Origin of the sequence: Paenibacillus kobensis NBRC 15729 (genome assembly GCF_004000825.1) — a bacterium.
GTDB classification, from domain to species: Bacteria; Bacillota; Bacilli; order Paenibacillales; family Paenibacillaceae; genus Paenibacillus_T; species Paenibacillus_T kobensis.
Genome location: NZ_BILZ01000021.1, coordinates 52,573 through 73,915, shown reverse-complemented (window position 1 = coordinate 73,915; position 21,343 = coordinate 52,573). Strand labels below are relative to the sequence as shown.

General features: G+C 46.1%; 18 protein-coding genes. All 18 read left to right on the top strand.

What is annotated here, in order from left to right:
* The first annotated feature begins 11 nt into the window (after positions 1–11).
* The 18 genes from PKO01S_RS14095 (at position 12) to PKO01S_RS14010 (ending at position 21,323) form a co-directional block, all read left to right on the top strand.
* Positions 12–785, top strand: a complete 774-nt coding sequence (locus PKO01S_RS14095) for an ABC transporter permease (RefSeq protein WP_127531988.1) — start codon at positions 12–14, stop codon at positions 783–785.
* Positions 786–795: 10 nt separating this feature from the next.
* Complete coding sequence (locus PKO01S_RS14090) at positions 796–1,533, top strand: ABC transporter ATP-binding protein (RefSeq protein ID WP_127531987.1); 738 nt, start codon at positions 796–798, stop codon at positions 1,531–1,533.
* Between the two features lie 40 nt (positions 1,534–1,573).
* Positions 1,574–3,334 carry a glycosyltransferase family 2 protein gene (locus tag PKO01S_RS14085; RefSeq protein ID WP_164779606.1) on the top strand — a complete coding sequence of 587 codons (1,761 nt, stop codon included), beginning with the start codon at positions 1,574–1,576 and terminating at the stop codon, positions 3,332–3,334.
* Between the two features lie 12 nt (positions 3,335–3,346).
* Entirely contained in the window at positions 3,347–4,402 is a 1,056-nt protein-coding gene (locus PKO01S_RS14080) for an NAD-dependent epimerase/dehydratase family protein (protein WP_127531985.1), read from the top strand.
* A 32-nt stretch (positions 4,403–4,434) separates the two neighbouring features.
* Positions 4,435–5,343: a glycosyltransferase gene (locus PKO01S_RS14075; RefSeq protein WP_127531984.1), complete on the top strand. Its 909-nt coding sequence runs from the start codon at positions 4,435–4,437 to the stop codon at positions 5,341–5,343.
* Positions 5,340–7,172, top strand: a complete 1,833-nt coding sequence (locus PKO01S_RS14070) for a methyltransferase domain-containing protein (RefSeq protein ID WP_127531983.1) — start codon at positions 5,340–5,342, stop codon at positions 7,170–7,172. The genes PKO01S_RS14075 and PKO01S_RS14070 overlap by 4 nt, the downstream gene beginning before the upstream one ends.
* A 12-nt stretch (positions 7,173–7,184) precedes the next feature.
* On the top strand, positions 7,185–8,222 hold the full coding sequence (locus tag PKO01S_RS14065) for an acyltransferase family protein (RefSeq protein ID WP_127531982.1): 1,038 nt from the start codon (positions 7,185–7,187) through the stop codon (positions 8,220–8,222).
* 13 nt (positions 8,223–8,235) lie between these two features.
* The gene (locus tag PKO01S_RS14060; RefSeq protein ID WP_127531981.1) at positions 8,236–8,979 is read left to right on the top strand and encodes a sugar phosphate nucleotidyltransferase; all 744 of its coding nucleotides are present in this window, start codon (positions 8,236–8,238) and stop codon (positions 8,977–8,979) included.
* Positions 8,980–9,067: 88 nt separating this feature from the next.
* Positions 9,068–9,625: a dTDP-4-dehydrorhamnose 3,5-epimerase gene (gene rfbC / locus PKO01S_RS14055; protein ID WP_127531980.1), complete on the top strand. Its 558-nt coding sequence runs from the start codon at positions 9,068–9,070 to the stop codon at positions 9,623–9,625.
* 5 nt (positions 9,626–9,630) lie between these two features.
* The gene (gene rfbB, locus PKO01S_RS14050; RefSeq protein WP_127531979.1) at positions 9,631–10,653 is read left to right on the top strand and encodes a dTDP-glucose 4,6-dehydratase; all 1,023 of its coding nucleotides are present in this window, start codon (positions 9,631–9,633) and stop codon (positions 10,651–10,653) included.
* Positions 10,650–11,519 carry a dTDP-4-dehydrorhamnose reductase gene (gene rfbD / locus PKO01S_RS14045; protein ID WP_127531978.1) on the top strand — a complete coding sequence of 290 codons (870 nt, stop codon included), beginning with the start codon at positions 10,650–10,652 and terminating at the stop codon, positions 11,517–11,519. The genes rfbB and rfbD overlap by 4 nt, the downstream gene beginning before the upstream one ends.
* Positions 11,520–11,795: 276 nt before the next feature.
* Positions 11,796–13,193, top strand: a complete 1,398-nt coding sequence (locus tag PKO01S_RS14040) for an undecaprenyl-phosphate glucose phosphotransferase (RefSeq protein ID WP_127531977.1) — start codon at positions 11,796–11,798, stop codon at positions 13,191–13,193.
* 22 nt (positions 13,194–13,215) lie between these two features.
* Entirely contained in the window at positions 13,216–14,127 is a 912-nt protein-coding gene (locus PKO01S_RS14035) for a glycosyltransferase family 2 protein (protein ID WP_246070575.1), read from the top strand.
* Positions 14,128–14,548: 421 nt separating this feature from the next.
* Positions 14,549–16,669: an S-layer homology domain-containing protein gene (locus PKO01S_RS14030; RefSeq protein WP_127531975.1), complete on the top strand. Its 2,121-nt coding sequence runs from the start codon at positions 14,549–14,551 to the stop codon at positions 16,667–16,669.
* Between the two features lie 235 nt (positions 16,670–16,904).
* Positions 16,905–17,603 carry a hypothetical protein gene (locus tag PKO01S_RS14025; protein ID WP_127531974.1) on the top strand — a complete coding sequence of 233 codons (699 nt, stop codon included), beginning with the start codon at positions 16,905–16,907 and terminating at the stop codon, positions 17,601–17,603.
* A gap of 285 nt (positions 17,604–17,888) precedes the next feature.
* Positions 17,889–18,782 (top strand): UTP--glucose-1-phosphate uridylyltransferase GalU, encoded by an 894-nt coding sequence (gene galU, locus PKO01S_RS14020; RefSeq protein ID WP_127531973.1) that lies wholly within the window; start codon positions 17,889–17,891, stop codon positions 18,780–18,782.
* Between the two features lie 53 nt (positions 18,783–18,835).
* A complete protein-coding gene (locus PKO01S_RS14015; protein WP_127531972.1) occupies positions 18,836–20,083 on the top strand; it encodes a glycosyltransferase family 4 protein in 1,248 nt (415 codons plus the stop codon).
* Positions 20,037–21,323: a glycosyltransferase gene (locus PKO01S_RS14010; RefSeq protein ID WP_246070574.1), complete on the top strand. Its 1,287-nt coding sequence runs from the start codon at positions 20,037–20,039 to the stop codon at positions 21,321–21,323. The genes PKO01S_RS14015 and PKO01S_RS14010 overlap by 47 nt, the downstream gene beginning before the upstream one ends.
* The last annotated feature ends 20 nt before the right edge of the window (positions 21,324–21,343 follow it).

Below are 21,343 nucleotides of genomic sequence, written 5' to 3'. Positions count from 1 at the left end.
TGAAGTTCGATATGAAGATCTTGAGTGAAATATACGGATACAGGGAACTGCTCTTCGAACTCGTGAAAAGAGATCTTAAGATTAAGTATAGAAGATCTTCTTTGGGCGTGATCTGGAGTGTTCTCAATCCTCTGCTGTTCATGATGATCACGACCATTATTTTTTCTACCATGTTTAAAAACCAAATCGAAAATTTCCCGATCTACTTTCTTAGCGGCCAGGTGATGTATGCCTTTTTTGCAGAATCGACAGGTATGGCTCAAACCGGATTGATTGATAATGGGTCGCTGATCAAGAAGGTTTACACGCCGAAGTACATTTTCCCGTTGTCCAAGATTTGTTTCTCGCTGGTCAATATGTCGTTTTCGTTAATCGCCATTCTCATTATTATTTTTATTATGGGCTACAACTTGCCGGTTACCGCTGCCCTTTTCTTTATCCCGATCATACTGATATTCATATTCTCTGCAGGCGTAGGCTTGCTTCTATCCTCATTAACGGTTATTTATCGCGATATTTTACACATATACGGAATATTTTTAAGCCTATTGTCGTTCTTCTCAGCTACGTTTTATCCTATTCAGATTATTCCAGCATCCTATCGGGGGCTCGTAGAATACAATCCGGTTTATGTCTTTATTGCTTATTTCCGAGAGCTAGTGCTTAATGGACGTTTGCCTGATCTCCAATTGAACATAGTAGCAGTTATGTATTGCTTGGTATCGGTCGTAGTAGGTTACAAAGTGTTTAAGAAAAATGAAAATAAAATCGTTCTATACGTATGAGGTAGAGAGAATGAGCAATGTAGCGATAAAGCTGGAAGACGTAACGATGGTATTCGACTTGAACAAAGAAAACATAAGCGGGTTTAAAGAATATATCATAAAAAAAATTAAGCGCCAGATTGTGACTGAAAAATTCCATGCTCTGAAACAAGTATCCTTAACCATACCCAAAGGGGAAGTGGTAGGGATATTGGGGTTTAACGGTGCCGGGAAAAGTACGTTGCTAAAGACAATAGCCGGGGTATTAATGCCGACCTCTGGACGTGTGGAATCCCATGGCAAGATTGCTCCGTTAATCGAGCTTGGCGCGGGCTTCGACATGGAACTGACTGCGCGGGAAAACATCTATTTGAATGGAGCTATTCTTGGGTATTCCCGCAAGTTTATAGAAGCAAAATTTGACGAAATCGTTGATTTCGCTGAAATTCATGAGTTTCTGGATGTTCCGCTTAAAAACTACTCATCGGGGATGGTTGCCCGGATAGGCTTTAGCATCGCGACGGTAGTAAAGCCGGACATCTTAATTGTAGATGAAATTCTCTCTGTTGGTGATTACAAGTTCCAGCAGAAGTGCGAAGAGCGTATTAAAGCGATGATTTCCGGTGAAACGACAGTCATTATGGTATCTCACTCGATTGAACAAATTCGAGGGATGTGCCGGAAAGCATTCTTGCTCGACCGGGGGACACTAATTGCCAGCGGAGATGTGGAAGAGGTTTGTAACCAATATATGAATCTTTCGAATTAATCGCGAAACCGTCGAAGCAGGCAAGAGGGGAGGTTAGTTGGTGGAGCTAGACATTATTATCGTAACGTACAATTCTGCATCGTGGATTGAGGGATGCCTCGATAGTTTATCGCGTGTTCGTTATCCCAAGCATAATTTGAATCTGTTTTTTGTTGATAACGGCTCCTCGGATTTGACAACGGAGAAGCTGGAACAAGAGATGAAGAGGCGACAAGATGTTTTCGGGAGCATGCGAATCATCTCCAATAAAAGGAATGTTGGATTTGGAGCGGCGAATAATATAGGCGCTAATGCCGGTAAGTCCGAATTCATCTTTTTTCTAAATGTGGATACGGAAATAACCGAAGAGGCATTGGCTAATGCTTCTGATGTGATTGAGCGAAGTGACAATGATGTAGCTGCATGGGAACTCAGACAGTTTCCTTATGAACATCCCAAACTGTACGATCCGCTTACTTTGTCGACGAGTTGGATATCCGGTGCTGCGTTCATTATCAGACGAGCTGTTTTTCAAGAGGTGGGGGGATTCGATTCCTCTATTTTCATGTATGCGGAAGATGTTGATCTGAGCTGGAGGATACGTGCTAAAGGGTATCGTTTATTATACATGCCGAGTTGCATTGTTTATCATTATTCTTATAGTGAAAAAAATGAAATTAAGCCGCGGCAATTTATATACAGCTTAATTAATAATCTTAATTTGAGAGTAAGATACGGCTCATTTCTTCATGTATCATTCTGGCATATTAAATTTCTATATATCTTGTTGCGCGGGAATGGTGCGCATGTTTCCCGTAAGAAGCTTACTGCAGCCTATCTCCGAAATCTGTTCAAAGTGCCTAGCTTTTTCAGTTGGCGTCTTAAGAAGCTGAAGCCGACGTTTGCCGGGTGGGATTATGAAGTGGCCCGAACAGGCGGATTCTATACAAATTTTATTCAGGTGGATTATAAACCGTTAGTCAGCATATTGGTACGGACAATAGGCAGAGTCGATATATTGCGAGAGGCTTTGACAAGTATCCGTAATCAAACGTACAAGAACATTGAAGTGGTTGTAGTAGAGGATGGAGGCCGTGTATCAGAAAAGCTGATTCAAGAAGAGTTCTGTGATCTTCATATCGTTTATTTAAGCACAGATCAAAAAGTTGGCCGTTCCAAGGCCGCGAACCTTGCGATGGATGCAGCCAAAGGACCATTTTTGAATTTTCTTGATGATGATGATTTACTGTTTCCTGACCACGTAGAAGTACTGGTGAATGAATTATCACATCGTACGCATGACGTTGTGTACGCGGTTGCTTTCGAGGTTCCTACAGAGTACATGGCTGACCGAAGAAAGATCAATCATGAGTATAAAGTAGTTTTTAATAACGGATTTAATCGGTTAAAGCTGATGTACCAGAATTATCTTCCCATTCAATGTGTGATGTTCAAAAAGGAACTTGTGAAGGATAAGATCTACTTCGATGAGAAGATGGATGCGCTGGAAGATTGGGATTTCTGGATGAGACTGGCGCTTGAGACGGATTTTCGAGCGGTAGACAAAACGACTTCAATGTACCGGGTTCCCTATCATTCAGCCCAAGTCCAATCTCGCCAGCAAGTGCTGGATTCCGCAATAGCTTATGTACGAGAGAAGCAGAAAAAGTACTACTCACGGGTGAACGGATATGAAGTGGCAAACGATGTGATGGATCTATTGGGGCAAAACAAACTCAATTCAATGAAAAGCAAAAATAAATGGCTATATTACTTCTACCGTGCGGCATCAAAGATGTTGAACAAAATAAATCATTCCTAAGGAGCAGCGAACATGAAAACTTGTCTTATTACTGGAGGCGCCGGATTTATCGGTTGCGAAGTATCGAAGCTGATCGAAGAAACGTTTGAGCATATTATCATCGTAGATAACCTGCATCCGCAAATTCATAAATCGAATCAGAAGCCGGAGCGCATGTCCTCCAAGGCTAACCTGGTTGTAGCTGATGTTACAGATCCTTCGACGTGGGATGATTTGTTGTCCAAGTGGAAGCCGAATATTATTCTGCATCTGGCGGCAGAGACGGGCACGGGGCAATCTCTAACGGAAAGTACCCGCCATGCGAATGTTAATGTCGTAGGCACAACGCAGATGCTTGATGCGCTGGTTCGTCATAATGTGATGCCTGATAAGATTGTATTGTCGAGCAGCAGGGCAGTATACGGCGAAGGGAAATGGAAGACGGAAGACGGAGCGGAAGTTTATCCGGGACAAAGAAGCAACGAACAACTGGTACGCGGTGAATGGGATTTCCCAGGCGCAGCGTTTCTTCCTATGAATAGCAATAATGTAAATCCGATGCCGACGAGCATTTATGGAGCGACTAAGCTGACGCAAGAGCAACTGATCGCTTGCTGGTGTAAATCATATGACGTTGATTACACCATTCTACGTCTCCAGAACGTTTACGGTCCGGGCCAATCTCTTATTAATTCATATACCGGGATCGTCAATCTGTTTGTCCGCTTGGCGAAACAAAAGCAGAGCATCCCGCTTTACGAAGACGGCATGATGATTAGAGACTTTGTTTTCATTACGGATGTTGCGCGCGCAATATTCGAAGTGATGTTGAATGAGAAAGCGAACGGCCAGACGTTCGACATTGGCAGCGGTTATGGGGCGACGATAAAAGAAGTGGCTGAGCTGATCGCGGAACGGTACAACGCGCCAAGTCCGGAAGTATGCGGGAAGTACCGGAATGGTGATGTAAGGCATGCGCAAGCGGATATTTCAGATACATTGAAACAGTTGAATTGGGTTCCGAATGTTTCTGTTCACGAAGGAATGCACCTGTTGTGCGATTGGATTGACAGCCAAATCGAGAACTAATCAATATCACCAATGAATAGGGAGAATCCTATATGATTCAAAACAGGAGTTTGCAGATTCAATCGGTATTGTACCACAACGAACCGCAACGGATTATTCGATCGATTAAGAGCATTGCAAGGGCAGTGGATTTTGCAATTAACCAGCGATTATTCGATGAGGTTACCGTCTATTATGGGGACGGATCTCAGAATCCGGTATTCAATGAGCAAGAAATTGAAGAGCTGAACGCAGAGTTCGGGGAATACGTTAAAATTCGATATCATTATTTCGGATCGAATTTGGGGTCGGCGCGTGGCCATAACCTGTTGGCCAGCCTTACGGATACCGACTACATCATGATTATTAACCCGGATATTTTGCTTGCTCCTGATACGATATTGCAATTAGCTAAACCTTACGCTGAGCCTAATCATAAGGTAGGCATAGTGGAGGCGAGGCAAATGCCGATAGAGCATCCCAAAGCGTACAACCCTAAAACGGGCGAGACGAGTTGGGCCTCTACTGCGTGCGTCCTTATACCAAGACCTGTCTTCGAGAAAGTAAACGGCTTTGATGCGGATACATTCTTCTTGTACTGTGATGACGTTGATTTTTCATGGATGATTCGGCTTCAAGGGTATAAAGTGATATTCCAGCCATCTGCAGTAGCATTTCATGACAAAACGTTGTCGAACAATGCAGCTTGGCAGACTAGTGATGCGGAGGATTATTACTCCGCTGAGGCCGGCATTCTGATGGCATATAAGTGGTCGAGGTCCGACATCCTTTCGAACATACTCGCATACTTCGATAATTCCAATATCAGCTACTACAAGAAGGCTGCTGAGCATTTCAGGAAGTTGAAATCGGAAGGGAAGTTGCCTCAGCAGGTCGATCCCGATCATAAAATAGGTGAGTTCATCAATAACAATTACGGGAAGATGAGGTTTTCATTGTGAAGAAAAAGAGTATTGATGAATACCCTTATCAGTTTGAATATGCGGTAGACAATGTTTACGGACATGCCGTAAATCTGTTGAGTCGGTTCGATTTTCCGAAAGAAGGCATTCACCTTGATATTGGGTGCGGATGGGGAGCCATTAGCCGCGAACTTAAGAATGCCTTTCAATTGCATTACGTGGGCATTGATGCGGATCCGGATGCCGTTAAGCATTTAAGTGAAGAGGGAACAGAGGCCTATCAATTTCAATTGGCTGGTTGCGAAGAGAATATTCGGTTCATTCAGAATCTAATCGGTAACCGGAAGGTTGCTTCCATATCGATACTGGATACGCTGGAGCACGTCGTTAATGCTGAAGATGTTTTTCAAACGATCGCTGCGCTTTCCAAACAATATAATGCGCCGGTTGTTATTAGTGTACCGAACTTTGCTCATGACGACATCGTACTGAAGTTGCTATGTAACAAATTTAATGAGACTAGTACGGGGTTGCTGGATGAGACTCATATCAATATTTTTACCGAAGAGAAATTGGCCGCCATCTCCCAAAAATATGGATTGCATCAAATCGGCCAGCAGGACGTTGTGCTTGAAAAGAGCGATCAATATTTCCCGAAAGAACTGTTGACACTTGCCGATCAGTCCTCCTTGCGCCAGTTGCTGTTAGGCCTAAGAAAAGGGATGAAAGAAAACGGAAAAGTGAATCAATTTGTTCGATTGTTTATTGCAAGCCATGGTGTGCAAAGTGCGGATAATCACTCGAAACAAAGACCGTTTCTATCGATTATTACGAGAACGGTGGGAGACAGGCCGCAAGAGCTGAAAGAAGTTTTACTTTGCTTAACGGGCCAAGAATGTACGGATTTTGAAGTGCTTGTTGTAGGGCATAAATTGTCCGTCGACAAGCAATTGGTCGTGGAGGGCATAATCAATGACTTGCCCGATTGGATGCGGTCGAAGGTCCGATTGATAAGAGTCGACAGAGGAAACCGCTCAACCCCGTTGAACGTTGGTTTTCAGCAGGCTGAGGGTCAGTATATTTCGATCTTGGATGATGACGATATTGTGTTCAGTAATTGGGTGGACGAATTTAAGAAACTGTCGGTCACGAATTACGGGAAGATATTAAAATCGGTGTCTGTAAGACAAGAGTACGAGACAGTAGAAACGTCTTACGGCAATAAAACTTCTAGAGCTGTCTCAGGCTTCTTGAACGATTATCCAGCAGAATTCGATTATATTACGATGCTTCATCATAATCAGTGTCCAGGATTATGCTTGGCTTTCCCTAGATCGCTATTCCATGACTTTGGTCTGAGATTCGATGAATCTATCAATACGATTGAAGACTGGGATTTTATTGTTCGATCAGCCTTTATTTGCGGCGTAGCGAGTACTCCTGTCGTCACTAACATATACAGATGGTGGATCAAGGGCACGAGTTCACAGTCGCTGCATAATCAACAGGAGTGGGAAGATAATTACCGTTACGTTCAGAATAAGTTCAACAGCCAATTCTTCATTATGCCGCCTGGTAATGTGAAGAGGTTATCTGCGCTGGTCGGTATGTATTCCCAAGGCGCATCGAATGACTCGGGTATACTTGTTAATGATGAGTTGGTTAGTAAAAGAAAGATTGCCCATTTAATACTTACCTCTAATTCCTGGAATATTACGAAGCCGATGCGGTTAGTTAAGCGGCTTCTAGGAAAGAGAACGTGTGTGCCGGATATATTCAGCGCTGGTGAGAAAGAGCTGGATGAGTTCATTTTTAATGCGCAGAATTCAAAGAGTTGGAAACTAACACGTGCATTCAGAAAAAGTTAAGAGGAAGATGAGATGAAGATCATTGGCGGAAGCATTGCGGATCGTTTTACAAGCCGAGAAAATAATTTCGATATAATTAGACTTTTGGCAGCTGCGCTGGTTATATTCTCACATTCTTATCCCTTAACGCTTGGTTCAAATGCCTCTGAACCATTTTCTAAGCTCACGAATGGACAAGAGACATTCGGCGGACTTGGCGTAAGTATTTTCTTTATCATTAGTGGCTTTCTGATTACCTTTAGTTATGAGCGCAGCGCTAATATTTTCGAGTATTTCAGGAATCGGATCTTAAGGATTTATCCTGCATTAATTGTATTGATTTTGCTGACGGTATTCGTACTAGGGCCAATCCTAACAACTGTTGATGGCAGAACCTATCTTCTAAATCCTGCGACATTGAGATATTTAGAGTCGTTCATGCTCGTAAATATGCAGTACAGCTTGCCGGGAGTTTTTGAGCATAATCCTTATCCTAACGCAGTCAATGGTTCCTTATGGACGTTGTGGTACGAGCTGTTCTTCTACATGGTTGTAGCCGTTCTGGGATCGCTCAAATTGTTGAAGAAGAGTGTACTAGTTCCGTTGTTTGTAATTGTATTAGTGATTTCCCTCAAGCTAAATCCGGGTGAAGCGGTTTTTCAATACTTTGAACTGTTTAAGTATTTCGGTATGGGAATGATCGTTTATTTGTTCAGAAGGGAAATCAAGCTCAACAAGTATGCGGCCCTTCTGTCTGTTGCTTTATTGTGGTTGTTTACGTGGACCGATCATTATAAGTTGGCATTTATCTTTTGCGGCACCTATCTGATCTTTTTCTTAGGACTCGGGATATCCAAGCTATTCAAGACGCTTCAAGAAAGAGGAGACTTTTCTTATGGGATGTATATTTATGCATTCCCGGTTCAACAGATCGTTTCCTATGTTTTGAAAGATCATGTAACGCCGATGTACAATTTTATAATTGCCGCTCCAATTACGCTCATTTTATCGATTCTGTCATGGAATTACGTTGAGAAGAGAAGCTTACAGCTAAAGAAGAAAAAAATATAAAGGAAGCGATTATATGAAGGGCATAATACTTGCAGGAGGCACGGGCTCTCGCTTATACCCGCTGACCAAGGTTACGAATAAACATTTGCTTCCGGTCGGCAAATATCCGATGATTTATCATTCCGTTGCCAAAATGAAAGAGGCCGGCATTACGAACATTCTGATCGTTACAGGCAAGGAGCACATGGGAGACGTTGTTGGTCTGCTCGGCAGCGGCAGCGACATGCAGGTTGAATTTACGTATAAGGTGCAAGATGAGGCAGGAGGAATCGCTCAAGCGCTAGGTTTAGCAGAGCAATTCGTTGGGGAAGATCAAATGCTGGTTATACTCGGCGACAACGTGTTTTCCGACTCCATTACCCCATATGTTTCGAATTTCAAAAAACAACAGCACGGAGCTAAAATTCTTATACAAGAGGTTCACGATCCGCAGCGTTATGGCGTGCCGGAGTTGTCGGGAGACCGCATCGTCTCGATCGAGGAGAAGCCGTCGGAGCCGAAGAGCACATATGCGGTAACAGGCATCTATATGTATGACAACCGCGTATTTGAGATCGTTCGCACCCTTGTGCCTTCGGGCAGGGGGGAATTAGAGATTACAGACGTTAACAATGCCTATATCTCTTCCGGCAATCTGACATATGATATATTGCAAGGTTGGTGGACGGATGCGGGCACTCACGCTTCGCTTACGAAAGCGAACGAACTTGCGAAAGACATTTTGTTCAGTGAAGAATTCGGAAAGCTTAAACTGTAGGATCAACTGCCGTAAAGTGAAGATCTTAACCGTAGTTTTACTGCGCTTTGAACATGGAGCGTAATAATTTAGAGGTGACTAATAACTCATGAAAATATTCGACACGAAGCTGCCTGATGTTAAATTGATCGAACCGGCGGTATTCGGCGACCGGCGAGGCTTCTTCTCGGAAAGTTATAACGAGCAACGATTCGCGGAGCATGGCATTACGCATCGGTTCGTGCAGGACAATCATTCGTTGTCTGCCGAGGCGGGGGTGCTGCGAGGTATGCATTATCAACTTAATCCGAAAGCTCAGACCAAGCTGGTTAGAGTGACGGCCGGTGCGATCTATGACGTTGTGGTCGACATTCGGCGCGGCTCGCCGACGTTCGGTCAATGGCAGGGCTTTATATTGTCTGCGGATAATAAAAGGCAGTTGCTTGTCCCTCAAGGATTTGCGCATGGCTTCTGTACGCTGGTGCCAAACTGTGAAGTGCAATATAAGGTGGATGAGTATTATTCGCCCGAGAATGACCGCGGCATCGCTTGGAATGACCCGGCGCTCGGAATCGATTGGCCGACGAACACCCCTGTTCTGTCGGATAAGGATGGTAAGCACCCGGTTCTGGCGGATGCCGACATTAATTTCGAGTACAAAGGGTGAATGGAATGAAGCTATTAGTAACGGGCGGTGCTGGCTTTATCGGCAGTAACTTCGTCATCTATATGTTGAACAAATATACAGACGTCACGATTATTAACGTAGACGCCCTAACGTATGCAGGTAATCTGGAAAATTTGACGTCTGTAGAAGGCAACGCCAACTATCGGTTCGTCAAAGCGGATATTGCCGACCGTGCAGCATTGGAGCCATTGTTCGCCGAAGGCATTGACGTAGTGGCGAACTTCGCAGCGGAATCGCACGTAGACCGCAGCATCCTGCATCCGGATATTTTTGTGCGGACCAATATTCTTGGCACGCAGACGCTGCTTGATCTTGCGAAGCAATATAACGTCGGCAAGTTCGTTCAAGTATCTACTGACGAGGTGTACGGCACGTTAGGTGATACCGGGCTCTTCACAGAGGATACGCCACTCGCTCCTAATAGTCCTTATTCGGCGAGCAAAGCGGGAGCCGACCTGCTTGTTCGTGCTTATCACGAGACGTTTGGGCTGTCGGTCAATATTACACGCTGCTCGAACAACTACGGTCCGTACCAGTTCCCGGAGAAGCTTATTCCTCTTATGATTCATAATGCTCTTAACGATAAGCCTCTTCCTGTATACGGCGATGGATTGAATGTGCGTGATTGGCTGTATGTAGAGGATCACTGCAGCGCTATTGATCTTGTCATTCGCGGAGGCCGCAATGGTGAGGTATATAACGTCGGAGGCCGCAACGAGCGGACAAACGTTCAAGTGGTGGGTACCATTCTTGCAGAGCTTGGCAAACCGGAGTCGCTCATTACGTACATAGGGGATCGGCTCGGGCATGATCGAAGGTACGCAATTGATGCGGACAAAATTCGTAACGAACTCGGTTGGGCGCCTAAACACGATTACGAGAGCGGCATTCGGGAAACAATTCGCTGGTACTTGAACAATCAGGCGTGGATGAATGGCGTCATTAGCGGAGGTTACCTACATTACTATTCGAAGCAGTACGGAGATCGTCTAGGAGATAAAGCATGACTCGCGCGTCGGGAGAGCGGCTAAGAATTCTTGTTACGGGAGCTAACGGACAGCTTGGCCGGGAGCTTGCATTGTGGGATGGTCCAGGCGCAGAACAACTCGAAATACGTGGATTTGGGCGGAGTGAGCTGGACATAACCGATCTAGAACAATGCCGGACGGTGATTCAGTCGTTCCAGCCGCATGCCGTCATTCATTGCGCTGCTTATACTGCTGTCGATCAGGCGGAGACTGATATTGACGGATCTTTCCGGGTGAATGCGGCAGGAACGCGCAATATTGCGGTGGCCGCACGCGAGGTTGGGGCTAAACTTGCTTATGTCAGCACGGACTACGTATTCGACGGTACATCGGAAGTGCCTTATAACGAATATGATATTCCGAAGCCGCGCACCATATATGGAAAGTCGAAGTTGGCCGGAGAGCAATTGGTCAGCACGCTGCATGACCGGTACTTTATCGTTCGGACATCCTGGGTATATGGTCCATACGGAGCTAATTTCGTGAAGACGATGCTGAAGGTCGGAGCGGAGCGCGGGGCAGTCAAGGTCGTGCAGGATCAGATTGGCTCGCCGACATATACATGGGATCTTGCAGCTATGTTGCTGGAGCTTGTGCATACAGATGCTTACGGCATTTACCATGCTTCCAACAGCGGCACGTGTTCTTGGTATGAGTTCGCTGTCGCGATCTTCGAGGAACAAGGGATGCTGGTCCATACGGAGCCATGTACGACGGCTGAGTTTCCTCGTCCGGCGCCACGTCCTGCCTTCTCGGTTATGGATCATTGTGCAATCCGGGTTAATGGATTGACGCCGATGCGGAATTGGCGCGAAGCGCTGAAGGATTACTTGCATCGAGTATAGCTGCTGGTTGTTTTACTGGTTACAATTGCGCATTCGCACCTGGATGATGATAACGGGTGCTTATGCGCTTTTTTTAGTGCGGGGAAATGTGCTGCCAATAAATTTAGTAAAGGTTTAAACTACAATGCATTGTAGAAACGAGTCGAAACGATATATGATGGATGAAGAAGTTCTATTAAAACTCGTTGCCTATTATTGAAATTGGTTTTCGGTAATGTGAATGATAGAATAGAATTTAAGAAAGAGCTAGAGACTTATGGAATGGAGTCGGAGAATTTGATTCGACAAAACCAACGGTTTTTAACGCAAGTGTATATGCTTGCGGATCTATGTTGTGCACTGCTTGCGTTTCTATTGGCCTATTGGATTAAATTTTCAAGCGGATGGTTAGTCCACTATTCAACGCTGCCATTTAAGAGTTATTTCATATGGGGTACCATATATGCTTTCGCAGCCGTTGTGATTGGTTTCTACGTCGGCTACTATACGCCGCGCAGGCGCAAAAGCTTCTCCTATGATGTGTTAAAGATTGTACAGGCTAACGGATTGAGCGGACTGCTTGTTCTTAGCTTGCTGTATATCGCTAAGGAAGAGCATATATCGCGGGAGTTCTTGGTTATCTTCTTCGGGATCGCGGTGACAGGGGCGGTCGGTTACCGCCTCATGGTCAAAAATATTTTGGCTTGGGCACGCAGCCAAGGTTATAACAAGAGATATGTGCTCATTCTAGGTGCGGGAACTGTCGGCCAGCGGTTTCAAGAGCGTCTGCTGAACCGTCCGGAGCTCGGTTACGAGGTGTTCGGGTTTCTGGATGATCAACCGCATAATCATTCGGGTGACGTTAAGATCATGGGGCCTCTCGACAGCTTGGAAGAGACGCTGGCATTCAATTCGTCCATCGACGAAGTGATTGTTGCGCTACCGCTCGAGGCGCACGCCAAATATGCAAGTCTCATTGAGACGTGTGATAAAGCGGGCGTTAAAGCACTTATCATTCCGGATTACTTCGATGTGCTGCCGGCACGGCCATTCTTTGACAACTTCGCTGGTATGCCTCTTATTAACGTTAGGGATATTCCGTTAGATGAGTTTAGCAATCGGCTGCTTAAACGAACGTTTGATGTATTGTTCGCATCTGCTGCCATTATCCTTTTATCGCCGATATTGCTAGCTGTTGCAGTTGGAGTCAAGCTGACCTCGCCGGGTCCGGTCATATTTAAGCAAGAGAGAATCGGTTATGGTCGCAAGCCGTTCTACATGTACAAGTTTCGCTCGATGCGTCAATCAGTTGCAAAAGTGTCAGACACACAATGGACGGTAGAAAACGATCCTCGCCGAACCGCGTTCGGGTCGTTCATCCGGCGGACTAGCTTGGATGAGCTGCCTCAGTTCTTTAACGTGCTGATGGGACAGATGAGCGTCGTAGGTCCTAGGCCGGAGCGGCCGTTCTTCGTTGAACAGTTCAAAGAGCAAGTGCCGAAATATATGGTCAAGCACCATGTTCGTCCGGGCATAACCGGATGGGCGCAGACGAACGGTCTTCGGGGAGATACATCAATTGAAGAGCGGATCGTACACGATTTGTTCTATTTGGAGAATTGGACCTTCTTGTTTGACATTCGAATTATCGGCAGGACGATCGTGAAAGGATTTGTGAATAAGAATGCGTACTGAGGAGCGGGGAGAGACGGCTCGATTGTCCGTTATAATCCCGACCTGGAATGCAGGACCGGAATTCAGCGAGTTGCTTAAGAGCTTGCGTGGACAGAGCGTACCTCCGAATGAAATCATCGTAATTGATTCTTCGTCGACGGATGGAACGGCAGACGTTGCACGAGCAGAAGGGGCTGCTGTCATCTCGATACCGCAGTCGGAGTTCGATCATGGCGGAGCGCGCAATCGGGCGGCAAACGCTTCGACAGGCGATCTACTAGTCTTTATGACACAGGACGCAATGCCCGCCGATTCATTTATGTTAGAGTCCTTAGTCCGGCCATTGGCAGCCAAGGAGGTTGCCTATGCCTATGCAAGGCAGTTGCCCCGCGAGGATGCGAATCTGCTGGAGCGCTCGTCCAGGGAGTTGAATTATCCTGCGGAATCGATGTTGAAGTCGGAACGGGATGTACAACGGTTGGGCATCAAAGCTTTTTTCTGTTCCAATGTCTGCTCCGCTATGCGGAGGGAGACTTTTGTCCATATGGGCGGATTTGATGAACCTGTCATGTTCAACGAGGATCTGTTGTTTTCTGCTAGGTGCATGCTGCAAGGTGGGCTAATTGCTTATGTTGCGGAGGCGAAGGTCGTTCACTCGCATAACTTCACACTGCGTAAGTTGTATAGAAGGTTTTATGACAACGGCGTATCGATCGGCCAGCATCCATGGATTGCGGTGAGAGCGAAGGCAGAGAAGGCGGGAGCGGGCATGCTGCGTGCTCAGATTGCCGCCATATGCCGGGAACGCAAGTTCGGACTGTTCATTCGTCTTTTCCTTGAGAACGCGAGCAAGTACATCGGATATAAGTTAGGAATGCGGGCAGGGCTCAAAGTTGGAGCACCAGATAGTGCCCGAAAGCTTGATGACCGTAATGGTACAACGGCTGCGCTCTGAATAAGAGCCGCAGCCGTTTTTTGTTGCGGGAATCTATTGAAGTAGAGGTGGGCGGTTTATTAAGAGGTTGTGAAGTAGTGATACATAATGTATCTATATTAATGAAAATAAGACAACTTTATGAAAAATTTAGGTTATGATTATTCGAATAAAACTCTAAATCGAGACAAGGAGTGAAAAATGCAGAAACGTACACTTTACTCCGAAAAATCACGAAATTCCAGTGAAGATTGCAGGGAAGTAATATATAAATAAGAGTCGTAAAATCATAAATTTATGAAAATACGATTTGTATCAAGTGTTTTATTTTCATTGACTATCAAAAGTTTCAAGTGCTAGAGTTGCTATTAGATCATTATAATTGAGAACTACATAATAGTGCGTACATTGGCTTGGACGCAAAGACGAGGTGAATGTTGTAGTGAGTATCAAAGGCAAAATCGTTAAGTACACGGTTGCGGCGAGTGTCGTAGCTACGAGTTTCGCAGGTATTCCGCTCAGCGGCAAAGGATTGGCTGAGAAGTTTGGCGTACAATCCGCATATGCAACGGAATTGACTGCCACGGCAACAGCTCTGGATTCATTGAAAAAAGTGTACGACAACCTGGGCCAAGATGGTCTGGCTGACGTAGAAGCGGCTCGCACGGCAGTTAAAAACTTGTCGTGGGAACAAAAGAGAGCGATTGTGGCTCCGATCACGGATCGCATTTCGGCTAAATACCCGCTGACGGCTGAACAACGCGGTGTTGCTTCGGCGCTTGTGTCGGATTTGTTGACTGCTCAGTTTGATGCTAACGGCGCTTTCATTGAATCGGTCCGTACTAATCAAGACTACCGCAATCTTGCAGCAGCCCTTATTGCTGAAGCAAAGCTCCCGACGAATACTTCGTTGGATTCCTTCGTTAATTACGTAAATGTTATCGCTGAGAACGCGAAAACGAAGATTAACAACCTGTCGATTACGCAGCTTGCAGAAATTCAAGCTTCTAATGACAAACTGAATGAATTCGTAACGTCGCTTATTCAAGACGAACTGAACAAAACTGATTCGGTTTTCGGCAAGTTCGCAGCTTACTATGGCATTACGACGGTTGAAATGGATCAAGTACGTGTGAATCTCCGTAACGCGATCACAGTTCCTGTTTACAACGATGCCCTGTATGCAATCGGTACGGCATATCTGAAATCTTTCGTTAACATCAGCACGCCTGGCAACATTGGCGGCGTTATCGTTGATCCAGGTTCGTCGTTCGACCAACAATTCAATGATCTGTTGAAGAAGCTGGAAGGCGCAACGGATGCTGAGAAAGCTGAGCTCGTTAAGAAAGCAATTGAGCTCGCGATTGCTGAAATCAACAAATGGAGCAAGTTCGACGCTTCCAAACTGGTTAAAATTGTAGACGGCAAAGCTGTTCTTGAAATCAACACTGAAATCAACAAAAACCTGGAAGAATCGCAAAAGGTATTTGACAAGCTGAGCGACTTCTTCAAAGCAGCGAAAGTAACAGCGGCACTGCCATCCCTGAAGTTTACGATCGACCTTGGTGCTCTTGAGCCATCGGCAGCGATTGTTAAATTATCCGAGGGTGCAATGAAAAAATGGCAATCCGGCAGCTTCTCCACAATCGGCTTCGGTATCGACGGCCTTGTGGTCTCGCTTCCTGATGCAGCTGATTATGCGAAGAGCCTTGAGCTGGAAGTTGGCCAATCGGACGCATCGAAAGAAGCGGCTGTTAAGGGCTACCCAACGTTGTCGGCTGTATACGACTTCAGCCTGAAGCTCGGCGGTCAAGCGGTTGATCAATTCGCTAACCCGATTTCGATCAGCATTCCGCTCAGCAAAAAAGATGGCGTAGACCAAGAACTGCTCACGGTTGCAAAAATCGTGAACGGCAAACTGCAATTCGTAGGCGGCGTAGTGGCAGACGGCATGATCACGGAATCGCGTGATACGTTCTCCTCGTATGTTGTCGTTGAAAATAAAGTGAAATTCTCCGATACGGCTGCCGTTCAAGCATGGGCTGGTCGCCAAATCGAAGTTCTTGCTGCTAAGGGTGCAATCCAAGGCCGTTCGGCAGGCAAGTTCGTACCGAAAGGCGACATCACTCGCGCTGAGTTCGCTAAGATCCTGATCAGCGCACTCAACCTTGAGAGCGCAGGCAACAAAGTAAGCTTTACGGACGTTCCTAGCGACTCTTGGTACGCTCCATATGTAGGCGCTGCTGTGAAGCTCGGCATTATTAACGGCCGTACGGCAACGACGTTCGCACCAAATGCAACGATTACGCGTGCTGAAATGGCTACGATGATCTCGCGTGCTCTGCAAACGACGCAAGGCGCTGCAGCTGTTAAGGATGAGGCTGCTGCACTGAAAGGCTTCTCCGATGCAAGCACGATCAGCTCGTCGCTCAAAGCAGGCGTAGCATTCGCTGCTGAGAACGGCCTGATCATCGGCAACAACGGCAAATTTGCGCCTAACGCAAAAGCTAACCGCGCTGAAGCAGCTGTTATTCTGTATCGTGCAATCAACTTCAAGAAGTAAGAGCAAGGCAATGTAACTTGATTAGTCTTCCTCTCATATGCAATGAGAGGAAGACTTTTTTCAGAAATGATGTAGAAATTTGTAATTATTTGCATATAATTGCGTCTAATAATGTCGTATTGGCTCTATTAAAATGGGAAAATGCACTCGTCGCCGCTTCTGTAGTTAACAGGCTAGGCAAGGTTCGAGTTGTTATATAGGCTGGTTGCAATTCAATAGGAACGAGGCATGCTGAATGAAAAGATGGAAAAAAATTGTGATTTGGTGCGTTTCAATCGTTGTTATTCTTGGCATTAGTGGAGCGCTCACCGCGAATTACATGATAAATAAGTTTTTGAATTCCATGTCGGAAAGCTTAGTTGCGGATCTGGAACAATCCGTTGCTGCCGATTTGGAAACCTCGGATAACGGAACGGCGGATGCTAATAACGGAGCAGGTCAGACTCAGGCGGAGGGCTCGTCCAGCAATGGTCAAAGCGCTGAGTCGAACGAGGGTCAGCCGGCAGATGAGCAAGCAGCAGGAGACTCCAAAGAGGGGGCAGCAGCTGGCGGCGGCGGTCAATCCGATCAGCAGCAAGCGGGCAGTTCTGATGCATCGGATAATAGCTATACCCCGAATGTTAATGCAGATAAAATGCTGAACATCAAAGATAAGGTTACAGTCGGTGAGAAGGCAAAAGTGACCACGATTATACTTGGTTCGCTAAGTTTGTCTGATATAAAGGAACTGCAGAGCCTGGCGAGCGGCGGAATGACCGTTGAGAAGAAACGTGCTGCACGCAAGATCCTAATGGAGAAGGTAGCACCGGAAGACTATAACGAGTTGTCGCAAATCGCGAAAAAGTACGGTGCGAGCGAAGGCAAGTCTTATGATGAAATTGTGAAACAAGAAGAACGGCGTCAGAAGGAAGAACAAGAAAGCGCGCAAAGCTAACGCAATGCGATTGTGAACCATGATCGGTGCATGCTTGGCCGATCTTTTCTATTGTTTTTCTAGAAGTTAAGGTAATGCCTCCTGCACCTCTATCACTGGAGGCACTCGGTCACGCTGTGGGTCGGATGACCTTAGACGTTAAGCGTCGTTGGTGTGATGTGAGGCTGGGTTAAATGCCCCATTAGCAATAACGCGAGAAGTTGAAATTCGTGCTATTCGTGTTATCTAAATAGACTAATTCGCATAGCCCGGTTTTTAACCTAGGATGAAGGGACCGATTCAGCGATGAATAAAGTAAGAAAAGCTATTATTCCGGCTGCAGGGCTGGGAACGAGATTTCTCCCTGCGACGAAGGCAATGCCGAAAGAAATGTTGCCGATTGTCGATAAACCAACCATCCAATATATCGTTGAGGAGGCTATTGCCTCTGGTATCGAAGATATTATCATAGTAACGGGCAAAGGAAAACGTGCAATAGAAGATCATTTCGACAAATCGTTCGAACTTGAAACGATTCTTAAGGAGAAGGGGAAATTCGGCCTGCTTGACGAAGTAGAGAAGTCTTCGCGCGTCGATATCCATTATATAAGGCAGAAGGAAGCGAAGGGCCTGGGACATGCCGTATGGTGTGCCCGCAATTTTATTGGCAATGAGCCTTTTGCAGTACTGCTCGGTGACGACGTAGTCGTGTCCGAGACGCCGTGTACCAAGCAACTCATCGAGCAATACGAGGAAACGGGTCAGTCAGTGATCGGAGTCAAGTCGGTTGCGGATTCGGAGACGAACCGTTACGGCATTATCGATCCGGTGAATAATGACGGAAAGCTGCGGGAAGTCAAACGGTTTGTGGAAAAACCTGCGGCTGGAACGGCTCCTTCTAATCTGGCCATCATGGGCCGCTATGTATTAACGCCTGAAATCTTCGCCTTTTTGGAAATGCAGGAAGAGGGTGCCGGCGGAGAGATTCAATTAACGGATGCAATTCAGAAGCTGAATGAAAAACAGGGTGTTCAAGCTTACGAATTCGATGGTGAACGTTATGATGTCGGCGAGAAGCTAGGATTTATTTTGACCAACCTTGAGTTCGGCTTGTTCAATCCGGAGCTGCGCTCTGATCTGCTTAAAGAGTTGGAATTGATTCTGGCGAGAGAATCAGCGGCAGCCGCCCAAGGGGAATAAGACCATACCAATCGGAACGGCGAATACGATACGGAAGGAGTAGTGAGGAATTCATGTCTAAAAAAGTACTAATCATATCCCAAAACTACTACCCCGAGATCGGAAGTGCTGCTAACCGGATCAAAAATATGTATGTGGAGCTGACGGCGCGCGGTCACCAAGTAACTGTTCTCACGTCGGAGCCAAGCTATCCGAACCGGAATTTGTACAAGGACGAGCGCTTTTGGCAAGACAGCCAACTGGAGAAGGACGTCATTCGGATTCGGACGCGGACCCGCCGTTACAGCTCGAACATTATGAAGCGGTTGCTCCTATATGGTGAAATGACCTATAAATTCCTTCGTACGATCTATCGGATGAGTGATCACTATGACTACATTATTGCGACGACGCCTGCGATCTTTATCGGATTAACGGGCCTAATTGCAAAGCGCAGACTAGGTTGTCCGCTTATTCTGGATGTAAGGGATCTGTGGCCTGAATCTCTGCTTGGTGTTGGCGTGTTTACGTACAAGCCGATTATTGCGATGGCAAGAATGTTAGAAAACAAGCTTTATGTGGAAGCCGAGAATATTATCATCAACAGCGAAGGCTTTATGCCGCATATTAAATCGAAGGGCATTCCGAGCGACCGCATTCGATTTATGCCGAACTCCTTAACGGAGAAGGAACTGCTGCCGCCCGTTAAGGCTGAACGGCAACCGGGGGATCCTATCGTTGTTATTTATACGGGCAATATTGGGCTGGCACAGGACCTGGAGCCGTTAATTCGAATCGCAGAGCGATTGAAGGATCGGGAAGATATTCGTTTTAAGATTATCGGATACGGCTACAGAAGAAAGGGACTAAAGCAGCGTATTCAAGAGCTTGGTCTGACCAATGTAACGCTCCTTAAAGCTGATAACCGGATGGAGGCTACAAACGCCGTCCGGGATGCAGATATAGCATTCGTCAGCTTAGTGAAACAGCCGGTGTTCGATACGGTTTTGCCAGGCAAAATGATCGATTACATGTGCATGGGTAAACCGATCGTCGGTTCCGTATCGGGATATGCTGCAACGGTGCTCGAGAGGTCGGAGTCCGGTTTTGCCTCGATAAACCGAGATACAGACGAGTTATATGAGTACATTGTGAAGTTAGCGTCGGATAGTAGGTTGAGAGCGGATATGGGGAATAACGGATACCATTTTGCCCGCAATAATTATCGGTGGAAAGAAAACATCGCCGTATTGGCTGAAATATTGGAGAAGGAATATGGCAAAGAAAATCGGCATGTTCGTCTGGAACCACTTTACAAATGATGCCCGGGTGCTGCGTGAGTGCAGTTCATTGGCACAAGATGGTTATGAAGTAGATTTGATATGTATTCATGATGGAAGAGATTCATCCATGCCGCGTCTCGAACAACGTCCTGAAGGCTTTCGGGTTATTCGAGTGTCGAATGAATCAAGTCTGCTCGGCAGTGTTGTTAAGCTCAAGGATGCACTGATTAATAATCGTTGGGCAATGGCCCTTGCAATCGTGATGACACTTCTCGGGTTGTGGTTCGTTCCGGTGGTGATGATTCCGTTGCTCGTCGCGACATTTATTATATTCCTAAGGCAAATACAAACGATATACTTGCGTGCTTGTATCATTCTGCGGATGGTAAGGGCGGGAATGGCATCGACATATGACATCTACCATTCCAATGATTTAAATACGCTGCCGCAAGGCTATCTCTGCGCCAGAATCTTTCGTCGTCGCAAGCTTGTATACGACTCTCACGAGGTTCAGACGAGCCGTACAGGTTATAACAATCCGATCTACGGCATAATGGAGCGGTTCTTCGTCAAACGGGTTGATGTCATGATTATGGAGAACCATACCCGGGCAGCGTACAGCGAAGAGCGGTACGGGTTTTATCCAGAGGTCGTACACAACTACCCCGTGCCTATGAAGCCGGAGGAAAGCGATGCGATTGATCTGTACGCGATGCTGGATATCCCGCGTGAGGAGCCGATTCTTCTCTATCAAGGCGGAGTTCAGATGGGCCGAGGTCTAGATAAGTTGGTTGAAGCGGTGCCGATGTTTGAACGAGGAATCGTTGTATTTATCGGGGATGGTCGAATCAAGCCTGAACTGCAGCAGAGAGTGCAGGAGCTTGGACTTGAGCATCGCGTTAAGTTCATGCCAAAGGTGCCGATGGAGCAACTGCTTCACTATACGAAGAACGCTTACCTAGGATTTCAGATTTTGAACAACGTGTGCTTCAATCATTACTCGGCCTCCTCCAACAAGCTGTTCGAATATATGATGAGTTCAGTTCCGGTAGTTGCTTGCAGCTTCCCAGAGATTCAGAGGGTTGTAGAGAATGAGGATATCGGTGTTTGTGTCGATTCTCATGATCCGCGATCAATCGCAGAAGGTGTTAATTATTTATTGAACAATCCGGATCATTATGCACGGATGAAGGCGAACTGTTTGGTTGCAAGAGACCGCTACAATTGGGATAACGAGAAACATAGTTTATTGAAACTATATCATCGAGTCAGTAGTTAGAAGCCCGATATACGGGGAAG